The sequence below is a fragment of the Bacillus sp. FJAT-27445 genome, from assembly GCF_001510665.1.
Lineage (GTDB): Bacteria > Bacillota > Bacilli > Bacillales > Cytobacillaceae > Bacillus_D.
Genome location: NZ_LMTI01000002.1, coordinates 676333 through 692701, shown reverse-complemented (window position 1 = coordinate 692701; position 16369 = coordinate 676333). Strand labels below are relative to the sequence as shown.

The following is a 16369-nucleotide window of genomic DNA, read 5'->3' as shown; positions in this document are numbered from 1 at the left end:
CATCGTCATATAATAAAGGAACTTATTGGTATAAAGGAGGTGGAATTGAGATGATACGTTCTGTAGGATTGCATGGTGGATTTTTGGAATTTATTTATATTTGCCGTGCAATTTTTCATGAAATTGCTTTTGACGGGACAGGTGTGCCCTCATTTAGCAATTGAATATGAAACAGAACGGTAAGAGGTCTCAATTCCAGTTCGATATTATCGGCGGCAAAAGAGAGCGCAATGCTCTTTTTTTGGTGTCCCGAAAGCCAAAATATACCCTGCAATGCAAATGACCCGGGCAAAAGGATTGGTGTGAATCCAATCGTTCGGGAACCATGCTTGCGGGAAACGGGTGTAAGTATCGATTAGTCATGGAGGATGATCCCTTCATGGCTTTTTATTTTGCCTTTTGCCAGAACCTTATGTATGAAAGGAAGAGGGAAATGATTTTATGCAGCGTCCAACAAATTTCAAAAATATTTGGTGGAAATAGTATAGTAGAAAATTTATCATTTGAGATAAAAGAAAAGGACAGGATTGGCCTTGTTGGGAGAAACGGAAGCGGGAAGACAACCATTTTTAAGCTGCTTGCAAACGAAGAAACAATTGATAAGGGACAGATTCATTTTAAAAAAGGGGCAAGGATTGGGTATTTGGCACAAATTCCACGCTACCCTTCAGGAACAACCGGCCTGGATGTCCTTCAATCCGCTTTTTCCGGTCTTACAAAAATAGCTTCCCGGCTCAGAAATCTCGAAGCGAATATGGCTGCTGCGGTGGATGAAAGGACGCTTGCCAGTGACCTCGCTGAGTATGGGCGCCTCCAGGATGAATTCAGCCTCTCCGGTGGATATGAAATGGATGCCGATATTTCGAGGGTGGCAAAAGGGCTTGGGATTGAAGGGTTTCTAAAGGAGCCTTTTATGCAATTGAGCGGGGGCGAACAGACCAAGATTTGCCTTGGCCTTGTACTCCTCCAAAAGCCAGATTTGCTATTGTTGGATGAACCGACAAACCATCTTGATATTTTGGCGGTTGAATGGCTTGAGGGCTATTTAGCGGAATATGGCGGCACCATTGTCTGTATATCGCATGACCGCTATTTCCTTGATAGCGTTGTTTCCAAGGTTTTTGATCTTGAGGACGGGGAGCTGACAATTTACCACACGAATTATTCCGGTTTTGTAAAAGAAAAAGAGGAAAGGCTATTGCAGGAATTCCAGGCCTATCAGGAACAGCAAAAGAAAATAAAGAAAATGAAAGAAGCGATCAAACGGCTAAGGGAATGGGCAAACCAGGCAAACCCTCCGAGCGAAGGGCTACATAAACGGGCCAGGAATATGGAACGTGCCCTTGAGAGAATGGAAAAAGTGAAGCGCCCAGTGCTTGAGCGGAAGCAAATGGACCTTGAATTTGAGAAAACGGACAGGAGCGGGAAAGACGTGTTTTGCATGGAGGCGGTCTCAAAAACATTTGGCGACAAAAGGTTGTTCGAAGAGGCAAGCATGCTTGTCCAATACCTTGACCGGACTGCCATTGTCGGGCCGAATGGTGCCGGAAAGTCGACCATTATCCGGATGCTGTTGAACGAGGTCGAGGCGGATGCGGGTAAGTTGAAGGTCGGGAGCAATGTGAAAATCGGTTACCTGTCACAGCATTTTTCAGCCTTGGTGCCAAATCGGAGACTGATTGATGCTTTCCGTGATGAGGTTCATGTTCCTGAAGGGGAAGCAAGGCACATACTTGCGAAATTTCTATTTTATGGCCCGGCTGTGTTTCGTTCAGTCGGCCAGCTGAGCGGCGGCGAAAAAATGAGGCTCCGCTTGGCTCAATTGATGTATCAGGATATCAATTTCCTTGTGCTGGATGAGCCGACAAACCACCTCGATATTGACTCGAGGGAAGTACTGGAGGATGCCCTTGAAGACTTTAAAGGCACGATACTTGCCGTATCGCATGACCGGTACTTTCTAAATAAGCTTTTCAAAAAGACATATTGGATTCATAACACGAAGCTTTATGCATTTGAAGGAGGCTATACTTGGGCGAAAATGAAGCTGGAAGAACTTAAGGGGCGGGAGGAGCCCCCGAAGGAAGTGGCCGCACCGAAACATGTAAAGCGGGCAGAGAATAAGCCGATGGTCAAAAGCAGCACGAAACAAATAGAAGAAATAGAAGCTGGATTGGAGAAGGCGGAACTGGAGCTTTCCATCCTTGAATCTGAATTGGAAATTGAAACAAAGCTTGAGAGGCTGCAGGCGCTGTTCATCTCAAAGAAAAAACTTGAAAAGGACCGCGATTCCATGTATGAACTGCTAGCCGAATTGATTGATGGTTGAAAACTCCTCTCCTAATAAAAGCGTTCTTTATATAAGGAGGTTTCAGTTGATTGGAATGGAGGGTGGCGACTCCTGCGGGAATAGCGGGAAAGTCGAGACCCTGGACTGAGCGTAGCGAGGGAAGCGGCTCGGCCCCGCCCGCGGAAAGCGTCCACCCGTAGTGGAAATCAACAGCCAAATTTAACATAGCCTTAATCAAAAAAGACTGTAGACAAACCCGGAGTTCTACGAGTGTGTCTACAGTCTGAGCCGGTCCCTAAAAGGAACCGGCTTTTTGCTAATTAAAACTCAATGGCCATGAGGCTCAAATGTTTTGCAATCGGTTTCCCTACTCGTATCCGCTGTTTCTCCCGTATGGCTTACGACATAAATTTGCTCTGCACCGCACCTATTGCCATTTTCCCAAAACGTACAATTGTTCACTTCACACAGGACGTCTTTTGCCATTCGTATCACTCCTTAAAATTTGGGATACGAATTTAGCTTCTGAAGCATGTAAGGAATTCATCCCTGCCAAAAAATGCGGGTTTTGGCATCAGTCCGCGGCTTTGTTTTTTCGAAGATATTTCTTGTCATGCATGAACAGGCTCCAAAAATAAATGAAACCGGGAAACAGGATGGCAAAGCCAACGATATAGGTCGCAAAAACGGCCCTAAACGAATTGGGGTCGGTAAAAGCCGAGTGGATGGTCACATCCGGATAGACGAGATAGGGCAGGTGCGCCCTTCCATATACATAGCTCGCAACAAGGTATTGGGCTGTTACGGCAATGACCGCAATTCTTGGCATGCCCGTGACCCTTTGTCCATCCCGTTTTGATGGGAGGAAAAGGGCGAGACCTCCAAGCAGGAATAATCCTGATGAAAGGAAAAGCAAGGGAAGATATTCCATCATCCCGTTGTAAATCCAGGAGACTTCCCTTTTCAGTGTAACCATGATTGCCAATGCCATCACCATCGAAACAGGGCCAAGGATTAGGGCATCCCGCCGGTAAATTCCATATGCATGGAAGTCATTCGATACCTTTGAATAATCCGCCAGCAGTAAGGAAGAAAGGAACAATGTCGAGCTAATAGCAAAGCCAAAGAAAGCATATTCATTCGGGCTTGTAAAAAGCCTGGCCAGGTTCAAGGTCTGATTCCCGTTGATTGTATCGATATACTGGCCATGGGTAATCGGAAGGACACTCATTAACAATCCGGGGATTAAAAATCCGCTAATTCCTGACACATAGGTTAACGGCTTTCGGTATTCTTCCGCAATATTGGAAAATACAAGAAATGCACTCCTTAACGTCAGCAGGACGAGGATGATGCTTCCGGGAATTAGCAGAACGGTCCCGAGGGTATATGCCCCCCGTGGAAAAAGGCTGTAGATGGCAACAACGAGAGCGACAATAAACGTATTCGTCACTTCCCACGTGGGTGACAGGTAACGGTTGGCAATATTCGTTGCCCCGGTATTTTTCCTGTTGATGTAAATCATTGACCAGAATCCAGCGCCAAAGTCCATCGTTGCCATTACAGCATAAATGAAGACAAATCCCCAAAGTATGGTTATCGCAATATAGGCATCAACCAATTTCGCACCTCCTTATGTATTCGAGCTGAACAGCTGTCCATTGTTACTTCTGGCACGGTCAAGATCACGCTGGACAGGATTCTTTTTAAAAAAGTGAAGCAGGACTAAAATCGCCGCAGCTGCCAGGATAATATAGACCAAAACAAACATGGCGAAGATCGGGCCAAGATTCGTCTGTGTTGTGACCGATTCAGCGGTTGAAAGCATCCGGTAAATGTTCCACGGCTGCCGGCCGGTACAGGCAAATATCCAGCCGAATTCTATGGCCAGAATCGAAAGCGGCCCGGACGCCACATAGGACCATAGCAGCCATTTTGGGTATTTATCTTTTTTTAAGAATCTTTTCCAAAACAGGCCGAATGCGGCGACTAGGATTAGAAAGGTGCCGATAAAAACCATCCCGTTAAAAAGTGTGTGAGTAAACAGTGGCGGCCACTCACTCTCCGGCCATTCGTTTAGCCCCTTTACAACTGTGTCAAAACGGTTTCCCGCCAGAAAACTGAGCGCCCAGGGGATTTCGATTCCGTATTTAACCGATTCGCTCTCCCGGTCAGTCAGCCCGCCTATTGCGAGTGGGGCATATGACTGTGTTTCAAATAGCCCTTCAGCGGCCGCCAGCTTTTCAGGCTGATATTGATGAAGCATCTGAGCGGATTCATGTCCGTTAACAGCCGTTAAGAGGGAAAATATACCGCCAATGATAAGTGATAAGGTAAGCGCCTTTTGATGAAACTTATAAATTTTCGAACCATGCTCTGCCCTAAGCATTTTAAAGGCTGCAACCATTGCTACAACGAAAGCGCCAACCACATAGGCGGAAACAGCTACGTGTGTCGCTGTGACAAAAAAGCTCGGATTGAAAAATGCCTTCCACGGGTCGACGTTTACAATTTTGCCGTTAACAATATCAAATCCCGCAGGTGTCCCTTGGAAAGCATGTACATTCGTAATGAGAACAGCTGACGCCAATCCGCCAAGCGCGACGAGGATTAGGCTGGCTATCCGCATCCATGGCTTAATCCGTTCTGCCGCATATACATAAATCGACATGAACAGGGCCTCCACAAAAAAGGCATAAATCTCGATTTGGAATGGCAGGGCCATCACTCGGCCAATGACCTCCATAAAACCCGGCCACAAAAGCGATAACTGCGTTCCCGCAATGGTACCTGTCGGAATGCCGACTCCCAAAAGCACTGCAAACGCCTTTGTCCATCTCTTTGCCATTACCACATATTCGATATCCTTCGTTTTTTGATACAACAACTCTGCGGCAAGAATCATCAGCGGCAGCCCGACCCCAATTGTGGCATGTATGATATGAAAACCCATTGTTGTTCCGAACAAGGACCTGGCAATTAACAAATCACTCATTTTACTCTTCCTTTCAAAAATGCATAGCAACAGTGTTGACCAAACCGTAATGGTTTAGACTGCACTTTTATAAAGAAACGGCAGGTCCTGTAAAAAATAAAAGCATCCGCATGCCGGAGAGGCAAGGGATGCTTTTAGGGAGATATTTATTCATTCATAGCTGTATTTAGCGTTTTAATATTTTTTTCCATAATTGAAAAATACGTTTCCTTGTCCTTGATGTTTTTCTCGGTCAATGTCGCTAAGTTATGGACGGGGATGATGCTCGCGCCTGTCTCAGCCTGAACAGTTTTCGCAAGCTTGGAAGATACATTCTGTTCGACGAGAATGTATTTTATGCCGGCCTTTCGCACTGTCGAGATAATTCTTTTCATATCTTTTTGGGTGGGCTCGCTCGCAGTCGACATTCCCGCAATCGACATTTGCTTTATGCCATACCTCGATTCCCAGTAGCCAAAAGCTGCGTGGGAGACAATGATTTCCTTGTGTTTTGCACCTGCTGCGGTGTCCTTGAATTTCTGGTTAAGCGCTTCAAGGTCAGAAATAAGTTCATTATAATTTTGTTCAAAATCAGCCTTGTGATCCGGCAGTTCGGCGGCCAGGGCATTTTCAATAGCCGCTGCCATTGATTTCGCATAAACAGGGTCAAGCCAAATATGCGGATCAATCCCTCCATGGTTATGACCGTGTTCATCCCCGGTACCTTCATCGTCATGGCTGCTTCCATCTTCGTGTTCGTCCTCGTGGATACCTTCTTCCAACTGAATATCCTTTGCTGAGGCAATCATTGTAACATCTTCATTTTTCAGGCTTTGCTTTGCTTTTTCAACAAAGCCTTCTAGACCAAGGCCAATATAAATAAACAGGTCGGATTCAGCGAGAGAAATCATATCCTTTTGTGAGGGCTCGAAGGAATGTTCATCTGCGCCTGGAGGGTAGATGGAATGAACCTCCACGTGCTTTCCGCCAATTCTTTCGGTAAAATATTGAAGTGGGTAAACCGTCGTATAAACGGTCAGCACATCCTTGTCATCCTTCTTTGCGGGTTTCTGGCCAGCATCGCTGCCGCACGCGGTAAGAATCATACCAGCCAACAGGACAAAGAGTGCAAGCATTTTCTTCTTCATCATTGTTCCCCCTCTTCAAATCGTATTGATTCCGATTTGTATCTCAAAAAAATATTATAATACGTAATGATTCCGATTTGTTGACTGGTTTATCATACACAAAAATTTATTGGAAAGCAAGCTTAAAATTGTTTTTCCTTTCTAAATTCCGTTATTCTATAAAAAGAAACTTTTGTGGCAAACTAGCCGCAGTAAATCTAGTTAAAAAGGTGAGGTACAAATGGAAATGCTGAATGAAATTCTGGAATACAATAAAACCTTCGTTGAACATAAGGAATATGAAAAGTACCAGACAACAAAATTTCCGAATAAAAAAATGGTTATTTTGACTTGCATGGATACAAGGCTTTTGGAGCTTTTGCCAAAATCGATGAACCTCAGCAATGGAGACGTGAAATTAATTAAGAATGCCGGTGCATTGATTGCCCACCCGTTTGGGAGTATCATGCGCAGCATCCTAGTAGCAGTTTATCAGCTTCAAGCAGAGGAAGTTATGGTGATTGGCCATCATGATTGCGGTATGAGCGGGATGAAAGCGGAGGCGGTGATTGAATCCATGAAAGAGAGGGGCGTTGCAGAAGAGACGCTCGATACCCTCAATTATTCGGGAATAGACATCAACCAGTGGCTGCACGGCTTTGATAACGTGACCGATAGCGTAAAGCACAGTGTCGAGATGATAAAAAAACATCCGCTAATGCCGGCTGATCTTCCCGTACACGGCCTTGTTATCAACCCGGAAACAGGCAAGCTTGACCTCGTGGTGAACGGTTATTAATCAGGAGGGCCCTGAATACGTTTTGATTCGGACGCTTTTTTCCTGCCAGGCCATTCTTCCGGAACAGGGTCAATGCCGCCGGGATGAAGCGGGTGGCATTTGGCGATCCTTTTAACTGCGAGCCAGCCACCCTTAAGCGCGCCAAACCTGCGGACGGATTCAAGCCCGTATGTGGAACAGGTTGGATAGAATCTGCAGGTTGGCGGTTTTAAAGGGGAAATGGCGATTTGGTAAAAACGGATGATTCCGATAAAAATTTTTTTCAGCATATTGCTTTCTCCATTTTTGCGCTTTTCTAATCACTTTATCACAAAAGAGGTAAGGCGTCTAAAACATGAATTTCCTAAATGTAGATGAAATTAGTCGGAATTTATGGTATTATTAGGCTAGAATGCTTAAAGGAGTGAAATGCATGCCTTCAGTTGAAAGCTTTGATCTTGACCATAATGCCGTTAAAGCTCCATATGTCCGCCACTGCGGCGTCCATAAAGTCGGCAGCGACGGAGTTGTTAATAAATATGATATCCGTTTTTGCCAGCCGAACAAACAGGCAATGAAGCCGGATTCGATCCATACACTTGAACATCTGCTTGCGTTTAATATCCGTAAGCATGCGGATAAATACGAGCATTTTGATATTATCGACATTTCGCCGATGGGCTGCCAGACTGGCTACTATCTAGTCGTAAGCGGTGAACCGACGGTGGAAGAAATCATTGATCTGCTTGATGACACAATGAAGGATGCCGTTGAAATAACTGAAATACCGGCTGCGAATGAGAAGCAGTGCGGCCAGGCAAAGCTTCATGACCTTGAAGGCGCGAAGAAGCTGATGCGCTTTTGGCTCGGCCATAGCAAGGAAGAATTGAAGCAGGTTTTTGCTTAACAGTACATCTGGCAGATTTCCAGGTTTGAAGAGTAATAGGTTCTACAAAAGCAAAAGGCTTCCCGGGATTTTCTATCCGGGAAGCCTTTTACTTATTAGCTGCGTTCTCTATGCTATTTTTTGAGTCTTTAGTTTCATTGCGACCTGAATCCAGTGTATCAACCGAATGTCTGAAAGCGTAGGCTTTATTGGTAACAATGACTGTGAGCCAAATGACTGCGATACAAATAATGATGCTGAATATCATTACAAAAACCATTTTCATCCCCCGTTGTCCATCCAGCCTTCCTCTCGGCTGTTCCTTTTGCCTTCATTGTAGCATAAGGGTAGGGGAAAGGCCAAAGAGCCGCCATCCCTTTCTTATGCAAAAAAAAGAACCCTAACTTTACGGAAGGTCCTCTTTTTCCCAACCCCTATGTATTTTTAATGTATATTTCTAGGATAGAAGGTTACGGCGCGCTGCCCATAATCATCCTTGGCAAATTTCCCTTTAAGGCTTTCAATGAGATAAATCCCCATAAGGTCATACAGCTCCTGCTTGTCCATATCCTGAATCAGTGCAAGCAAATCTTCATGCGTCATTTCCTCTAGAAAGGCAAATGCAAGCATATCAATATCTTCTTCATCCCCGGTAAGCTTGTTGCGGTATAATTCATACAGCTCATCAACTAATTTCACAACACTTCACCTCCAGACAAGAAGAAATTTTTAGCTTATTATTTTAATACCCTTTGTTAAAAAAAGTATTCCTATCCAAGCAAGGGCCCCATGAATAAATGATTCCTCTTTGAGGGAAACAATTCATAATAGAGTTGAAAGGAGCCAAGCTGTGTTGGACAATGAAAAGAAAACGTATTATGTCTCAATAGCAAACGGTGAGATTTCCAGGGACGGAACGAACTCTACCTGGAATTTCAAGATTGAGGCAACCGATGACGAAATTACCGAACTGCGCTCCGCCTTTGATGAGAATTATTGGAATGAATGGCGCACGTTCATCAGGGCCCACATTCCTTTTGTTGAATATCACCATGATAAGGAAAATAACGCATACGACGAAAGGCTGCAAAAAATTTACCAGGCTATCTTTGAACTTGGGGATGAACAGGCAAAGAAACATATACAGGAAATGGGTATACTGTTCGAGGATCCGTTGGCATGATTACAACCGTACGGTTCATTCTCCCGCCAGCTGCTGAATGGATTCAGGCACAGAAATTTCCCGGATTTTATTAAAATTTTTATAAAAACCTTCCATCTCCTGTTTCATTGTAACAGAATTTCCAGCATTGAAAAGCACTATTTCAGCCCTGGCATTAAACCGGGAGGGAAGAAAACTCTTCTTGTTAACAGCAAGTTCATAATTGAACGCTGTTATTTTCATGCGTTCAAGAAATTCCTTGTTGCGCTGCAGTATTGCAGGCATTCTGCCCATAATTATTTTTTTAAGTTCTTCCTCATGTTTACCTCCATTCGCTGTTAACGTAACAATGTATTCCTCGCTAGTTTTTGTCATTGATAAGGTCTCTGATAATCCTTCCGCCGTGTGAAGCTCGGCTGCCGGGTTCATTTGCGCGAAAGGCAGGATTGTAGCTGAAGCTATTTCCGGGGAATAACGCTTCCACTCCCTTCGGCTTCCGTCATACAGAAACATTCCTTCATTCGTATAGTAGGCCTCCGAGAGTTGAACCTCCCCGGTGAGGGCATTTTTTATCTCGGATGTTTGATGAAAGGCTACCGGTTCAGTTAGGATATCAGTTTGAATTTTTGAATCGAGATTCACATTGCTCCCCGCTTCGTATCCCTGCATGTGCTGGGATATTTCCAGATTAACGGACAGGCCCCTTAATTTTTCGAAAGCCATTTCTGCTTTGGAAATCACCTGTTTTGGGGTGTAATCGGGGGCAGTTGCCTTCTCACGGCTGTCCTCCCTATTAATACTGCAGGACGCCGTCAGCAAAAGGAGGGCCAATCCAATCATCCCTATACGATATTTTTTCAAATAGACCCTCCTTCCAATTTGTTCTCATTATTCTCCTTTAGCCAGAATGGCCAGAGTGAAACGCTTTCTGCGAAAAATTCACAAGTAAATTGAAAGGAAGGGAAATCAAGGCTACTATGAAAGTGTAGCAAGTGAAAAAATAATTCGTGGGGTAAGGTATAAGGGATGAAAGAATTTCAGGATATAAACGGGTATAAGGTTGAACTATCTTTTAAAAGAAACGCATTTTGTGAAAAAACAGGCCATGTTCTGGCCATTTGCGTTTATAAAGGAAAGTGGCTGTTGACGAAGCATGGGAAGCGCGGATTGGAATTTCCGGGTGGAAAGGTGGAACCGGGCGAAACACTGGAAGAGGCCGCCCGCCGTGAGGTCCTTGAGGAAACTGGAGGAGTGCTCGGGCAGCTGTATTGGTTAGCTGATTATCGTGTAACCAGCACCGAGCATGCCTTTGTAAAAGCAGTTTTTTTCGGGAAAGTAGAGGATGTGCAGGCTCAGGATTCCTATTTTGAAACGGTTGGCCCCCATTTTGTTGATGGAAGTTTGGGTGAACTGCGATTTGGAGAAGACTATAGCTTTATCATGAAGGATCGTGTCATAGGCGAATGCCTGGAGCGGATTAGGGAACAAAAACTTCTGGAAAAATAGCGGCTGGCACAGATGTCCAGCCGGAACTTTTTCAATCCTTTACGAGCCTTCTCTCTATCATCGCAACAATCTGGTACATTAATGTCGCGAAAATGGCAATGACGAGCAGGGACAATAGCACAAGGGTAAAATTAAATACCTGGAAGCCATAAATAATCATATAGCCGAGTCCTTTTGAAGATACAAGGAATTCACCAACGATAACTCCAACCCACGAAAGACCGACATTCACTTTCAGCGTTGAAATAATTGTCGGGAAGGATGCCGGCAGGACGGCTTCCTTAAAGCATTGGTACCTGGTAGCCCCAAATGTCTGCAAAACCTTCAAGTAGTTCGGGTCGACTTCACGGAAAGACGTATAGACTACGATTGTTGTGATGATGATCGAGATGATGGCACCCATCGAGATGATTGACGTGTAGCCGGGTCCTAAAGCAACAATGAGAATAGGGCCAAGGGCAACTTTCGGCATTGCATTCAGGATGACTAAATAGGGGTCGAGAATTTTTGACAGGATGGGAGACCACCATAGGATTGCGGCAATCAACGTTCCCAGCAGTGTTCCAAGAATAAACCCGGCAACCGTTTCGGATAAAGTAATGGCAAGGTTTGAAAAAAGGCTGCCATCCAGCACCTTTTCAACCAGCAATCTCCAAATTTTCGAAGGGGAGCTGAAAATGAGCGGGTCTACCCATTGCTTATGGCTGCATAGCTCCCAGCCGGAGAAAAATACTATGAAAATCAGCAACTGAAAAAATCGGACCTTCCGCTTTTCTTTCTTTAGGGAAAGCAGGTATAGTGCATGTTGGGAGCTGATGGCTGTTTCATTGTTCAAGAGACTCCAGCTCCTTCCATATTTCTTTGAAAATTTTGCTGTAGCACTCATGGTTCCTCGATTCAAAAGGCGTGAGCTTCCTTATTTCATCCGGAATCACAAAAGTTCTATGGATCCGGCCCGGACTTGAGGAGAAGAGATACACCCTGTCACTCATCGCGATTGCTTCGCCGATATCGTGTGTGACGAGGACGGCCGTTTTTCCAAGTCCTTTCAACGTTGATGAAACAAGATCTTCGAGTTTAAGCTTTGATTGGTAATCAAGGGCGGAAAAAGGTTCATCAAGAAGAAGCACCTTTGGTTCGGCTGCAAGGGTCCTGGCAAGGGCCGCCCGCTGCCTCATCCCGCCTGAAAGCTGTTTCGGAAGTTTTTTTTCGACTCCTGGCAGGCCGATTTCCTCCAGCAGTTTGATTGCCGTTTCCCGTCGTTCGGGGGTTAGCGTTTTAGCGAGCTTTAAGCCAATCAGGACGTTTTCTTCAATCGTTTTCCATGGAAAAAGATAATCTTGCTGAAGCATATAGCCGATTTCGTTTTTGGCAAAAGATGTTGGCTTGCCGCCTACCAGCACGCTTCCCCTAGTTGGAGCAATCAATCCTGCAATGATGGAAAGCAATGTCGTTTTTCCGCAGCCGCTTGGGCCAAGGAAGGAGATAAATTCTCCTTCCTCCGCCGAAAGCCCAATATCGGAGAGGGCCGTAACTGCCATATTTTTTGTGAAATAAGTGTGATGGATTCCTTCAATGGTCAGGAAACTCATAAGGCGGCCTCCTTTTGGGCAATCATTTAATCTTTTCGGCAATCATGGTATTCACGAGGATACTATGTTCAATCCGCTTGGGAAGTTCGCCTGCTTCATCCATGATGTCCTGAAGGTTATTCCATTCTTCCTCATCAAGGACTGGATCGGTGGCGAACGATCCCTGGCTCTTATAGCGTTCCACGACAGTTTCAATAATCCCGGGGTCTGTATCTTCAAAATACGATTCAATTGCGTTAGCTATCTCTTTTGAATCCGTTTTTTCGACCCATTGCTGGGCTTTGTAAACGGCTCTTGTAAATTTTTCGATTGTCGCCGGATTATTTTTCATATAGCTTTCTTTAGCCATGAATGTGGTATAAGGGAGATGTCCGGACTCCGTTCCGAAGGAAGCGACAATATGGCCCTTGCCCTCTTTTTCAAAAATGCTTGCAGTGGGCTCGAAAAGCTGGACAAATTCCCCAGTCCCGCCGGCAAATGCATTGGCAATATTCGCGAAGTCAATGTTTTGGATAAGCTTTAAATCCTTGTGGGGGTCAATGCCGTGTTTTTTCAGGACAAACTCGCCTGCCATCTGCGGCATCCCGCCTTTGCGCTGGCCAAGGAAGGTTTTGCCCTTCAGCATATCCCAGGAAAAGTTATCAATTTTCGTTCGAGAGACAAGGAAAGTGCCGTCCGTCTGGGTCAGCTGGGCAAAATTGATAACAGGATCGCTCGAACCTTGTGCATGCACATAAATGGAGGTTTCCGACCCAACAAGGGCTATATCGGCACCGCCCGAAAGCAGTGCGGTCATTGTTTTGTCACCGCCCCATGTGGTCGTCAGCTCTACATCAAGGCCTTCCTCCTTAAAGAAGCCTTTTGCAAGGGCAACATATTCTGGGGCATAGAAAATCGACCTGGTTACCTCAGCCACGCGAATTTTCTCAAGCTTTTTTTCCTCCGTTTTATCCTGGCATGCGGAGAGGACCAGCATAGCGGCTACAAGCATCATCATTGCCGCCCTGTAACGTTTTTTCATATCAATACCTCCTGGCAAAAATAATGGGCTATTTGTTCTTGAGATATCGTATGGGCCTTGATGTGATTGTGTGAATGCCCATATTTTTAAAAATATAATGTTGGAGGGATACAGATGGTGGCAGCAGATGGACAAATCATAGCGGAGCAACGATTCCCTTCGCCAAATCCGGATGTGGCCCTGACTTTGGTTACCTATTTTTCCGGCGGCCTGAGGGTAAAAGGATTGCTTGCAAAACCGGTTGGCTATGAACCAACAGATGGATTTTTGTATTTGCGCGGGGGTATTAAAAACGTTGGGAAGGTACGCCCGGCAAGGATTGCGCAATTTGCATCGGAGGGGTTCACGGTGTTCGCTCCTTTTTACCGTGGAAACCAGGGCGGGGAAGGTGATGAGGATTTTGCCGGTGAGGACCGTCAGGACGCTTTTTCCGCGTTCCTGCTATTGAAATCGCTCCCGGCTGTCCAGGAGGTCCATATATTTGGCTTTTCCCGAGGTGGAGTAATGGCGCTCTTAACGGCGCTGGAATTCCCAGATGCGGCTTCGATGGTGACTTGGGGCGGGGTTAGCGATATGGCTCTTACTTATGTAGAAAGAAAAGACCTAAGAAGGATGATGAAACGGGTCATCGGGGGAACCCCCGTAAAATACCCGGAAAGGTACCAATTCAGGACGCCCCTTTACGAATTGGAGAATCTTAAGGTGCCCGTCCTGATTATTCATGGAGCGAAAGACGGAAATGTTTCCGCAGAGCACTCTTACCGGCTTGAAAAAAGGCTGAAGGAGCTGGAAAAGCCAGCCGAAAGCTGGTACTTTGGAGAATTTACCCATTTCTTCCCGCCGGCGGTCAACAGGAAAGTTGTCGAGGATGTAGCGAAGTGGATGAAAAGCCACAGCCGTAAGTGATATGATTAAAGAAAGAAAAAGTGAAGGAGGAACAGGGAATGGGAATGCCTCTTGAAGTGAATACGATGATTGTAACCAAAGGCCGGGAGCAAAGGCTTGAGGAAAATTTGTTTCAGCTTGAAAAAGAGGGCTATCGCCTTTATCCAATTGATATTCCGGTTGACATTAGAAGGACGATTGATGCGGATTCAAACGGAACGGCAAAAATCAGAAAAGTAGAGCTTGAAGGCGGAAAAACGCGGATTACCTACGAACTCATTTCGCTAAGTTCACCGAATTGACGATTAAACACATTGATGGTACATACCTTGGTTAAGGAGGGCTCCCGGTAAAAGCCGGGAGTTTTTATTTTTTGACAGGCGTTTCTTAAGGTGCTGTCATGTAGTTCAGCATAATAAAAAAGCCCTCCCGTTCACTGGGAGGGCTAACTCTATTATTTGGCGATAGGGCCGCCTTTTTCCACGATATCCGCGTTGACGCCAGCGAACTTTTTGAAGTTGTTACGGAATTTTTCAGCAAGTTCTGTTGCCTTTTCGCGATAGGCCTCTTGATCGGCCCATGTTTTCTCAGGCTGAAGGACTTCATCGGGAACACCTGGGACATGGAGCGGCACATGCAGGCCAAAGATGTCATCTTGGACCGTTTCGATGTTGTTCAGCTCGCCTTCAAGGGCAGCCTGGACCATAGACCGGGTATAGGAAAGCTTCATTCGGCTGCCGGTTCCATAGGCTCCGCCAGTCCAGCCTGTGTTAACAAGGAATACCTGTGCATTATGCTCAAGTATCTTCTCGCCGAGCATTTCAGCGTAGCGATTTGCCGGCAGCGGCAGGAAAGGCGCCCCAAAGCAAGTTGAGAATGTTGCCTGCGGCGAGGTAATTCCCCGCTCAGTTCCGGCCAGTTTAGATGTGTAACCACTTAGGAAGTGGTACATTGCCTGTTCCTTCGTCAGTTTTGAAATCGGAGGCAAGACTCCGAAAGCATCCGCGGTAAGGAATACAATTGTATTTGGATGTCCGGCAACGCTTGGCGAAACAATGTTCTTAATCGCTTCAAGAGGATAGGCAGCACGTGTATTTTCAGTCAAGGAACCGTCATCGTAATCCGCCAGCCTGCTGTTTGGGTCAACCGCGACGTTCTCTAGGACGGTGCCAAAGCAGATCGCATCAAAGATTTGCGGTTCTTTTTCACGGCTCAGGCTGATTGTTTTCGCATAGCAGCCTCCCTCGATGTTAAAGACGCCGTTGGCCGACCAGCCATGCTCGTCGTCGCCAATCAAGCGGCGGTTCGGGTCAGCGGAAAGAGTCGTTTTTCCTGTACCTGACAGCCCGAAAAACAGGGCGACATCGCCTTCAATCCCTACGTTGGCTGAACAGTGCATTGGCATGATTCCTGCTTCCGGCAATAAATAATTCATGACGGAAAAAATTGATTTCTTCATTTCACCGGCGTATTCAGTACCGCCGATTAGGACAATCCTTTTTTCAAAAGATATAATGATGAATGTTTCTGATTTAGTTCCATCCACTTTAGGGTCTGCTTTAAAGCCAGGGGCCGAAATGATGGTGAACTCCGGGGAGTGGCCAAGCAATTCGGATTCCTCCGGGCGAATGAAGAGCTGGTGTGCAAAAAGATTGTGCCACGCATATTCATTAATAACCTGGATTGGAAGACGGTATTTTTTATCGGCTCCAGCAAATCCGTTAAACACAAATAGTTCATTTTTTTGTTTTAAATAATCCAGTACTTTATTATAGAGGGTAGAGAATGCCTTTTCGGAAATAGGCTGATTTATGGCACCCCAGTCAATTTTGCTATTGCTCAACTTTTCATCTGCAATGAACTTATCTCCAGGAGAGCGGCCTGTGTATTTACCAGTCGAAACGCTGATTGCACCGGTTGATGTCAGCAGCCCTTCGCCACGGCTCAATACTTTTTCCACCAATTCCGGAACGGAGAGCTGGACTTGAAGGTTCGCTTCGTTTAAAAGTTTGAACGGAGTTTCTGGATTATGCACACCAAACATGTATTGATTTCCCCTTTGCTTTTGTTTGTCAAAGTTATTTAATCTCACGATTAGTATAGCACATTTGATTAATTGGTCTATACTAATAACTGTTTTTTTCTTAA

General features: G+C 45.5%; 20 protein-coding genes. 8 read left to right on the top strand and 12 right to left on the bottom strand.

From position 1 onward, the window contains the following. The first annotated feature begins 50 nt into the window (after positions 1-50). Positions 51-164, top strand: coding sequence for an RAxF-45 family protein (locus tag AR337_RS23920; protein ID WP_301335712.1), 114 nt, complete (start codon positions 51-53; stop codon positions 162-164). Positions 165-433: 269 nt separating this feature from the next. Beyond that, positions 434-2329 (top strand): ribosomal protection-like ABC-F family protein, encoded by a 1896-nt coding sequence (gene abc-f / locus AR337_RS08075; protein ID WP_059171598.1) that lies wholly within the window; start codon positions 434-436, stop codon positions 2327-2329. 288 nt (positions 2330-2617) lie between these two features. On the opposite strand, the gene AR337_RS22675 is transcribed toward abc-f, so the two are convergent. From AR337_RS22675 to AR337_RS08060, 4 genes are all read right to left on the bottom strand, one after another. Then, positions 2618-2776, bottom strand: a complete 159-nt coding sequence (locus AR337_RS22675) for a DUF1540 domain-containing protein (protein WP_082686897.1) — start codon at positions 2774-2776, stop codon at positions 2618-2620. A gap of 88 nt (positions 2777-2864) precedes the next feature. After that, the gene (locus AR337_RS08070; protein WP_059171488.1) at positions 2865-3911 is read right to left on the bottom strand and encodes a cytochrome d ubiquinol oxidase subunit II; all 1047 of its coding nucleotides are present in this window, start codon (positions 3909-3911) and stop codon (positions 2865-2867) included. Positions 3912-3923: 12 nt separating this feature from the next. Then, on the bottom strand, positions 3924-5285 hold the full coding sequence (locus AR337_RS08065) for a cytochrome ubiquinol oxidase subunit I (protein ID WP_059171487.1): 1362 nt from the start codon (positions 5283-5285) through the stop codon (positions 3924-3926). Between the two features lie 146 nt (positions 5286-5431). After that, positions 5432-6412: a zinc ABC transporter substrate-binding protein gene (locus AR337_RS08060; protein WP_059171486.1), complete on the bottom strand. Its 981-nt coding sequence runs from the start codon at positions 6410-6412 to the stop codon at positions 5432-5434. A 220-nt stretch (positions 6413-6632) separates the two neighbouring features. On the opposite strand from AR337_RS08060, the gene AR337_RS08055 reads away from it, so the two are divergent. Further along, positions 6633-7190 carry a carbonic anhydrase gene (locus AR337_RS08055; RefSeq protein WP_059171485.1) on the top strand — a complete coding sequence of 186 codons (558 nt, stop codon included), beginning with the start codon at positions 6633-6635 and terminating at the stop codon, positions 7188-7190. Here the strand turns inward: AR337_RS08055 and yidD are convergent. After that, a complete protein-coding gene (gene yidD / locus AR337_RS08050; RefSeq protein WP_059171484.1) occupies positions 7187-7459 on the bottom strand; it encodes a membrane protein insertion efficiency factor YidD in 273 nt (90 codons plus the stop codon). The genes AR337_RS08055 and yidD overlap by 4 nt on opposite strands. Before the next feature lie 143 nt (positions 7460-7602). Between yidD and AR337_RS08045 the strand changes: the two genes are divergently transcribed. Further along, the gene (locus AR337_RS08045) at positions 7603-8076 is read left to right on the top strand and encodes an S-ribosylhomocysteine lyase (RefSeq protein ID WP_059171483.1); all 474 of its coding nucleotides are present in this window, start codon (positions 7603-7605) and stop codon (positions 8074-8076) included. 88 nt (positions 8077-8164) lie between these two features. Here AR337_RS08045 and ytzI read toward each other — a convergent pair whose 3' ends face one another. Both ytzI and AR337_RS08040 read right to left on the bottom strand, forming a co-directional pair. Then, positions 8165-8323, bottom strand: coding sequence for a YtzI protein (gene ytzI / locus AR337_RS23090; RefSeq protein ID WP_253701577.1), 159 nt, complete (start codon positions 8321-8323; stop codon positions 8165-8167). Positions 8324-8499: 176 nt separating this feature from the next. Then, the gene (locus AR337_RS08040; RefSeq protein ID WP_059171482.1) at positions 8500-8754 is read right to left on the bottom strand and encodes a DUF6154 family protein; all 255 of its coding nucleotides are present in this window, start codon (positions 8752-8754) and stop codon (positions 8500-8502) included. A gap of 151 nt (positions 8755-8905) precedes the next feature. Between AR337_RS08040 and AR337_RS08035 the strand changes: the two genes are divergently transcribed. Further along, on the top strand, positions 8906-9238 hold the full coding sequence (locus tag AR337_RS08035; protein WP_059171481.1) for a hypothetical protein: 333 nt from the start codon (positions 8906-8908) through the stop codon (positions 9236-9238). A gap of 15 nt (positions 9239-9253) precedes the next feature. Here AR337_RS08035 and AR337_RS08030 read toward each other — a convergent pair whose 3' ends face one another. Next, on the bottom strand, positions 9254-10078 hold the full coding sequence (locus AR337_RS08030; RefSeq protein ID WP_059171480.1) for a DUF6612 family protein: 825 nt from the start codon (positions 10076-10078) through the stop codon (positions 9254-9256). Positions 10079-10243: 165 nt separating this feature from the next. On the opposite strand from AR337_RS08030, the gene ytkD reads away from it, so the two are divergent. Continuing rightward, on the top strand, positions 10244-10723 hold the full coding sequence (gene ytkD / locus AR337_RS08025; RefSeq protein ID WP_059171479.1) for an RNA deprotection pyrophosphohydrolase: 480 nt from the start codon (positions 10244-10246) through the stop codon (positions 10721-10723). 31 nt (positions 10724-10754) lie between these two features. Here the strand turns inward: ytkD and AR337_RS08020 are convergent, their stop codons facing one another. From AR337_RS08020 to AR337_RS08010, 3 genes are read right to left on the bottom strand one after another with little or no spacing between them, the layout of a single operon-like run. Beyond that, complete coding sequence (locus tag AR337_RS08020; protein WP_059171478.1) at positions 10755-11558, bottom strand: ABC transporter permease; 804 nt, start codon at positions 11556-11558, stop codon at positions 10755-10757. Continuing rightward, positions 11548-12315, bottom strand: coding sequence for an ABC transporter ATP-binding protein (locus AR337_RS08015; protein WP_059171477.1), 768 nt, complete (start codon positions 12313-12315; stop codon positions 11548-11550). The genes AR337_RS08020 and AR337_RS08015 overlap by 11 nt, the downstream gene beginning before the upstream one ends. Before the next feature lie 22 nt (positions 12316-12337). Then, on the bottom strand, positions 12338-13336 hold the full coding sequence (locus tag AR337_RS08010; protein ID WP_059171476.1) for an ABC transporter substrate-binding protein: 999 nt from the start codon (positions 13334-13336) through the stop codon (positions 12338-12340). A 114-nt stretch (positions 13337-13450) separates the two neighbouring features. On the opposite strand from AR337_RS08010, the gene AR337_RS08005 reads away from it, so the two are divergent. Both AR337_RS08005 and AR337_RS08000 read left to right on the top strand, forming a co-directional pair. Further along, positions 13451-14242 (top strand): S9 family peptidase, encoded by a 792-nt coding sequence (locus tag AR337_RS08005; RefSeq protein WP_059171475.1) that lies wholly within the window; start codon positions 13451-13453, stop codon positions 14240-14242. 38 nt (positions 14243-14280) lie between these two features. Then, positions 14281-14523 carry a DUF2584 domain-containing protein gene (locus AR337_RS08000; protein WP_059171474.1) on the top strand — a complete coding sequence of 81 codons (243 nt, stop codon included), beginning with the start codon at positions 14281-14283 and terminating at the stop codon, positions 14521-14523. Positions 14524-14675: 152 nt separating this feature from the next. On the opposite strand, the gene pckA is transcribed toward AR337_RS08000, so the two are convergent. Next, a complete protein-coding gene (gene pckA / locus AR337_RS07995; protein WP_059171473.1) occupies positions 14676-16265 on the bottom strand; it encodes a phosphoenolpyruvate carboxykinase (ATP) in 1590 nt (529 codons plus the stop codon). Positions 16266-16369 lie beyond the last annotated feature (104 nt).

What these genes read in the sequence shown, in the direction of transcription:
- ytkD (WP_059171479.1), top strand. Translation starts at nt 10,244, where the DNA reads ATGAAAGAATTTCAGGATATAAACGGGTATAAGGTTGAACTATCTTTT.
- AR337_RS08015 (WP_059171477.1), bottom strand. Translation starts at nt 12,315, where the DNA reads ATGAGTTTCCTGACCATTGAAGGAATCCATCACACTTATTTCACAAAA.
- AR337_RS08000 (WP_059171474.1), top strand. Translation starts at nt 14,281, where the DNA reads ATGGGAATGCCTCTTGAAGTGAATACGATGATTGTAACCAAAGGCCGG.
- AR337_RS08045 (WP_059171483.1), top strand. Translation starts at nt 7,603, where the DNA reads ATGCCTTCAGTTGAAAGCTTTGATCTTGACCATAATGCCGTTAAAGCT.
- AR337_RS08005 (WP_059171475.1), top strand. Translation starts at nt 13,451, where the DNA reads ATGGTGGCAGCAGATGGACAAATCATAGCGGAGCAACGATTCCCTTCG.
- pckA (WP_059171473.1), bottom strand. Translation starts at nt 16,265, where the DNA reads ATGTTTGGTGTGCATAATCCAGAAACTCCGTTCAAACTTTTAAACGAA.
- AR337_RS08065 (WP_059171487.1), bottom strand. Translation starts at nt 5,285, where the DNA reads ATGAGTGATTTGTTAATTGCCAGGTCCTTGTTCGGAACAACAATGGGT.
- AR337_RS08060 (WP_059171486.1), bottom strand. Translation starts at nt 6,412, where the DNA reads ATGAAGAAGAAAATGCTTGCACTCTTTGTCCTGTTGGCTGGTATGATT.
- AR337_RS08010 (WP_059171476.1), bottom strand. Translation starts at nt 13,336, where the DNA reads ATGAAAAAACGTTACAGGGCGGCAATGATGATGCTTGTAGCCGCTATG.
- AR337_RS08055 (WP_059171485.1), top strand. Translation starts at nt 6,633, where the DNA reads ATGGAAATGCTGAATGAAATTCTGGAATACAATAAAACCTTCGTTGAA.
- ytzI (WP_253701577.1), bottom strand. Translation starts at nt 8,323, where the DNA reads ATGATATTCAGCATCATTATTTGTATCGCAGTCATTTGGCTCACAGTC.
- AR337_RS22675 (WP_082686897.1), bottom strand. Translation starts at nt 2,776, where the DNA reads ATGGCAAAAGACGTCCTGTGTGAAGTGAACAATTGTACGTTTTGGGAA.
- AR337_RS23920 (WP_301335712.1), top strand. Translation starts at nt 51, where the DNA reads ATGATACGTTCTGTAGGATTGCATGGTGGATTTTTGGAATTTATTTAT.
- yidD (WP_059171484.1), bottom strand. Translation starts at nt 7,459, where the DNA reads ATGCTGAAAAAAATTTTTATCGGAATCATCCGTTTTTACCAAATCGCC.
- abc-f (WP_059171598.1), top strand. Translation starts at nt 434, where the DNA reads ATGATTTTATGCAGCGTCCAACAAATTTCAAAAATATTTGGTGGAAAT.